The organism is Psychrobacter sp. FME6 (genome assembly GCF_014861365.1).
GTDB lineage: Bacteria > Pseudomonadota > Gammaproteobacteria > Pseudomonadales > Moraxellaceae > Psychrobacter.
In genome coordinates this window covers 1-5,222 of the sequence record NZ_RRYW01000137.1, presented here as the reverse complement: position 1 = coordinate 5,222, position 5,222 = coordinate 1, and the positions used below count along the sequence as shown (strand labels likewise).

Here is a 5,222-nt window from a genome sequence, read left to right as displayed (position 1 = left end):
TGCTTCGGCTGTCACCCTTCTTTTATTACTCCAGCATACTTTTTGATACACCACCTTATATTTTAATGAACGTCAATCTATTTTGCAGTTGCTCAGCTTGTGCTTGGCGATGCTGGGCGTGGCGATGATTGGCAGTCCTGAATTTGCACAGAATACAGCTGCTACTTGGGGATTTGTCACCGGTATCATATCGGGAGGCATGTTAGCGGCCTCAATGACCTTTATCCGCAAGACCCACGATACCGAACCGACACCCATATTTGTATTGATGCAGCTGGTCAGTCTGGGCGGGGTAATAGCGATGATTGTGCCGATGTTTATCTTCGATATGGGTAACATTTTACCCAATACCTGGTCGGAGATTGGTTGGATATTGATTTATGGCACGGTGATGCAGTGCTTGGCGTGGGGACTCATCGCCTACTCTATCCCTAAACTTTCGCTTGCATTGACGGGGTTACTACTCTTAACAGAGCCCATTGCCGCCTTAGTTATCGATTATACTTGGCTGGACAAATCCATCAACACTCTACAATGGAGCGGCGCGCTGCTCACTATGTTTGCTATCTATTTGGGCTCACTAAAACCTAAGCCACGCGCGCTACGACGTTATCGGTTTTTTGCACGGTTTTATAGCCGTAAGTATAAATAACAACACGGTGAACAACGCCAGAATAACTAAAAGCCACAATGGTTATTATGGCTTTTAGTTAACGATATATTAAGTTCTTTTAAGCTTATGACGACTAAAAACTTAGGGACACGCCCTAGTCTTTTTGGCGATTAAACAAGGCGTTAAGAACAATTGCGGTCAAAGTCGCCGTACCAATACCGCCCAAATCAAAGCCACCTAGATGCAGACTAAAGTTACCTGTACCCATAATAACGGTCACAGCAGCAATGATAAGATTGCTGTTTTTGCTAAAATCGATATGACTGTCTATCCATATTTTGGCACCAGCAATCGCAATCAAACCAAATACCACGATAGAGGCACCGCCCAATAATGCTGGCGGAATCGTCTGAATGATCGCGCCAAATTTTGGTGATAGCCCAAGCAAGATAGCAACCACCCCTGCAATAAAAAAGATAGTGGTGCTATAAACCTTAGTCACTGCCATCACACCGATGTTTTCAGCATAAGTGGTGACGCCAGTACCGCCAAAACCTGCTGAAAAAGTTGTCGCCAAGCCATCAGCAAAAAATGCTCGACCCATATAAGGTGTCACGCGAGCTTTGGTCATGCCTTCTACCGCTTTAAAATGCCCTAGGTTTTCGGCAATCAGAATAAAGGCCACTGGCGCAATTAGTATAATCGCACTCATCTCAAATTTTGGCGTATGAATGCTGGGTAGCCCAAACCATGAAGCTGATTGGAGACCACTAAAGTCAATCGGCACCCCAAAGCCCATCACATTGGTCAATACATAATAGACAATATACGATAGTATTAAACCCACTAACAACAACAAGCGTCGTAACATACCGCGCGTAAAGACCGCCACCCCACTGATTAACAATACCGTCAATGCAGCCATCCACGCATCAAACTGATTAGCAGACACCCCTTGAATGGTTACTGGCGCTAAATTAAGACCAATAATCATCACAATGGCACCCGTGACAATAGGCGGCATCAAGCGCTCAATCCATCCTGTGCCCGTCTTTATCACCAACAAGCCCACCAAGGCATAAATGATACCGCACACCATAATGCCACCTAAAGCGACATTAAGATTGGCATTGAAGCCAACGCCAGCATAAGCAGTAACGGCAATAACAGGGCCGATAAACGCAAAGCTTGAGCCCAAATAGCTGGGCATCCGCCCGCCAGTGATCATAAAAAACATCACCGTACAAATACCGGACATCAAAATGGCTAAATTGGGATCAAACCCCATCAATAAGGGCGCAAGTACCGTCGAGCCAAACATAGCAAAGGTGTGTTGTACACCCAGCAGCATGCTTTTCGATGGTGGTAAATATTCATTGATACCGACTGGCGTGCGGTCTAAATCGCCTTTGAACGGTTTCCAAGTCGGAAACCAACGGCCATTTTCAAAATCTGGATTATGCGGTAAGCTCATTGTCGCTGAATCAGTTGCTGAATCAATACCCGCTGCCTCTAATGCATTTGGCATTAGCGGTTCTGCTTGATTGCTTTTCTCTGATGGGGAGGGGTTTTCTGGAGGGATTACCATGCGCTTGTCCTATGTGGCCTAAACTTGTCATAACCGCTTAATATTAATTGAGTAATGATAGCTGATTAATGGTGGTTAGGATAAATAAAGAAATAATAAATAGCAGTATGTGCAACAAAAGCTACTATATTTATGGGCGTATTCAAAAGACTCTGCTATATCCAACCACTTGTTTGTAGAAAGGCTGACAAAGTACATTATTTTATAAAATAGCCATATTTTGCTAGATGTATCGAGTGAGATATGTTCTACTAAAGTCACCGCTTCGGTTGCTCGCACCTATTGTATTCTATAGCGACAGCCAACTTACAGGATGTTACATAAGCGTTGATGCCGAGCATCATAACGGAATTTAATAATAAACAACAGCTATTATTCACCCGTCACTCGAACTACTGCGTTTAAACATTTTCATAGACGATGCTCTAAATCCACCAATTAACGGTACCTGTTATTTTTTGTTGCCTATCATATTATTATGTAGGCGCTATAGTCTTGGCTATGCGGTTATCCTAACCCTACTTCACTTTTTGGTAATTCATTATGATTAGTGTATTTGATTTATTTAAAATTGGCATCGGCCCATCAAGCTCACATACCGTCGGCCCGATGGTCGCGGCGAATTTATTTTTGACCTCATTGCGTAAGCAAACCGAGCTTACCAGTATAAAATCCCTAGAGATTGAGCTATATGGCTCGTTAGCCGCTACAGGTAAAGGTCACGCAACGGATACGGCCATATTATTAGGCTTGCTTGGGCATGCCCCTAGCAGCATCGATACGCGTTTGACCAATCAATATCTATCAGCGATTTTTTCAAACAAACAACTTAATATCGCAGGCGAGCATATTATTGCCTTTGATACCGAGCGTGATATTCAATGGTATGGTGAGACAGTCCTGCCCTATCACCCTAACGCTATGACCATACGCGTGTCATTGGCTGACGACAGCCACTATCAGCAAACCTATTACTCCGTAGGTGGCGGCTTTGTGATTAACGAAGAAGATGCTACCAATCCAGATGAAGATCACGCCACGCCAACTATTGACTCTCTTCCTTACCCTTTTAATACGGCCGCAGAGCTTCTAGAGCAATGCCGTCAGCACCGTTTAAGCGTGAGTGAACTGGTGTTAGCCAATGAATGTCATTACCGCGACCAACCTGAAGTATTCGCCTACTTGGACTCTATTTGGGAGTCGATGCAAGATTGCGTAACGCGAGGCTGTCAAAACAGTGGCATTTTGCCGGGTGGCTTAGATGTGAAGCGTCGTGCCCAAGCATTACATCTGCAGCTTTGTGCTGAGAAAAATCAGGATATTGCAAAAAACGATAAGCTTGTGGCAATGGACTGGATTGATTTATATGCCTTAGCGGTCAATGAAGAAAACGCCAATGGGGGTAATGTCGTGACTGCCCCTACTAACGGTGCAGCAGGTATTATTCCTGCGGTTATGCACTATTATCGCGACTTTTTACCGAACTACAGTGTTGAGGGCGCGCGCAAATTTTTGTTAAATGCCACCGCTATCGGTAGTCTCATCAAACAAAACGCGTCGATATCTGGTGCTGAAGTTGGCTGTCAAGGGGAAGTAGGCTCTGCATGCGCAATGGCCGCATCTGCCTTAGCAGAAATCATAGGTGGCGATCCCGCTCAGTGCCTTAATGCGGCCGAGATTGGCATTGAGCATAACTTAGGTCTGACTTGCGACCCTGTTGGCGGCTTGGTGCAAGTACCTTGCATCGAACGCAATGCCATGGGCGCTGTAAAAGCGGTCAATGCAGCACGACTTGCCTGCCGCGGCAATGGACAACACTTCGTATCTTTAGACAAAGTCATTGAAACCATGCGAGTCACGGGTGCGGATATGCTAGATAAGTATAAAGAAACCTCACGAGGCGGTTTAGCGGTTTATGCTGACAACCGCATACCTACTGCCACTCATGGGGTCAGTGTAAAATACAGCCAATGCTAATCTTATACCAAACCCAAAAAGTACGATGAGCTGTATCAAACTCGTTTAATCTATAGTACGTAGCACTTGCACTCGTTTTCCTTGCTACTCTAATTTTTGTGAATGCTATTATAATATAGTCAGTTCACTTAACAATATAACGAGGCTAATTGATAAATTTATCAGCCTCGTATATAGATAAGACATAAAAAGACCTCTAATTAATTAGAGGTCTTTTTTTATAATCAAGATAAGTGGTTAGCAGTTACTCAGCCGTTTTTGAGATAACTTCGTTTAGCATCCAAACTGGCTGGACAACGTTAGAGCCTTCAGCCGTCACTGCTTCTTGACGTACGTCTAGCATGTAGCGATAGTTTGGCTCATAAGTAAAGCCTTGGATGTTACCGTTAAGCGACGTGAAGTTTCTTTGACCAGCCTGACGATACTGTAGGCACTGTGACTCAATCTTGTTACCGTCAGATGCCGTTAGATCACAAACTGCTTTGCGCGGTGCTACTTCTACCTTAAAGCTTGGAATATTGACTACCTTAACGTTCATAGGTTGGCCTTCGACAACCATTGTACGCTCGTTATCCATACCCATCGTAGAACAACCTGAAAGGGCAAAAGTCGTCATCAATGCTGCAAGTGCTAATTTTTTCATTATTCAATCCTCAGTTAATTGCTATTAATTATTATTGCCTACTTAAGCTCATTATTTTGAACATCTTATAATGATTGATATATGCTCAAAACACATCAGGCGATATCAGTAAGGTCATCTATCGTTTACTAGAACCAAGTATAGGTCGCAAATTACCTTACTCTACCCCACTCTCAACATCAAAAGTGATTGAAAAAAGAAGAGCATCTCACTAATCTATTGTTTTCGACCAAGAATACAACGGAGTCATGAGATGCCCATAGACGAATTTATCATCAATATCTATTTAATGGTAGAGCAATATTACAAAATAGTCGTCACCAAACCCTTGCGAGGGGCAGGTTATGCGCCAAAGCTGAGTGATCCTGAGATTATTTGCATGGAACTGGTCGGTGAGTTTT

The 5,222-nt window shown here is 43.7% G+C and carries 3 protein-coding genes and 2 pseudogenes; 3 read left to right on the top strand and 2 right to left on the bottom strand.

From position 1 onward, the window contains the following. Positions 1-55 precede the first annotated feature (55 nt). Positions 56-652: pseudogene (locus EI162_RS13225) on the top strand (DMT family transporter); the annotation flags it as partial. A gap of 115 nt (positions 653-767) precedes the next feature. On the opposite strand, the gene EI162_RS13220 reads toward EI162_RS13225, so the two are convergent. Next, entirely contained in the window at positions 768-2,201 is a 1,434-nt protein-coding gene (locus EI162_RS13220) for a solute carrier family 23 protein (RefSeq protein ID WP_192524782.1), read from the bottom strand. A gap of 543 nt (positions 2,202-2,744) precedes the next feature. Between EI162_RS13220 and EI162_RS13215 the strand changes: the two genes are divergently transcribed. After that, positions 2,745-4,178: an L-serine ammonia-lyase gene (locus EI162_RS13215; RefSeq protein ID WP_225735164.1), complete on the top strand. Its 1,434-nt coding sequence runs from the start codon at positions 2,745-2,747 to the stop codon at positions 4,176-4,178. A gap of 244 nt (positions 4,179-4,422) precedes the next feature. Here EI162_RS13215 and EI162_RS13210 read toward each other — a convergent pair whose 3' ends face one another. After that, positions 4,423-4,821 carry a DUF4377 domain-containing protein gene (locus tag EI162_RS13210; protein WP_192524781.1) on the bottom strand — a complete coding sequence of 133 codons (399 nt, stop codon included), beginning with the start codon at positions 4,819-4,821 and terminating at the stop codon, positions 4,423-4,425. Between the two features lie 253 nt (positions 4,822-5,074). Here EI162_RS13210 and EI162_RS13205 point away from each other — a divergent pair. Further along, positions 5,075-5,222: pseudogene (locus EI162_RS13205) on the top strand (IS982 family transposase); the annotation flags it as partial.

Excerpts from the sequence above, each read along its gene's own strand:
- EI162_RS13220 (WP_192524782.1), bottom strand. The coding sequence starts at position 2,201 with ATGGTAATCCCTCCAGAAAACCCCTCCCCATCAGAGAAAAGCAATCAA.
- EI162_RS13215 (WP_225735164.1), top strand. The coding sequence starts at position 2,745 with ATGATTAGTGTATTTGATTTATTTAAAATTGGCATCGGCCCATCAAGC.
- EI162_RS13210 (WP_192524781.1), bottom strand. The coding sequence starts at position 4,821 with ATGAAAAAATTAGCACTTGCAGCATTGATGACGACTTTTGCCCTTTCA.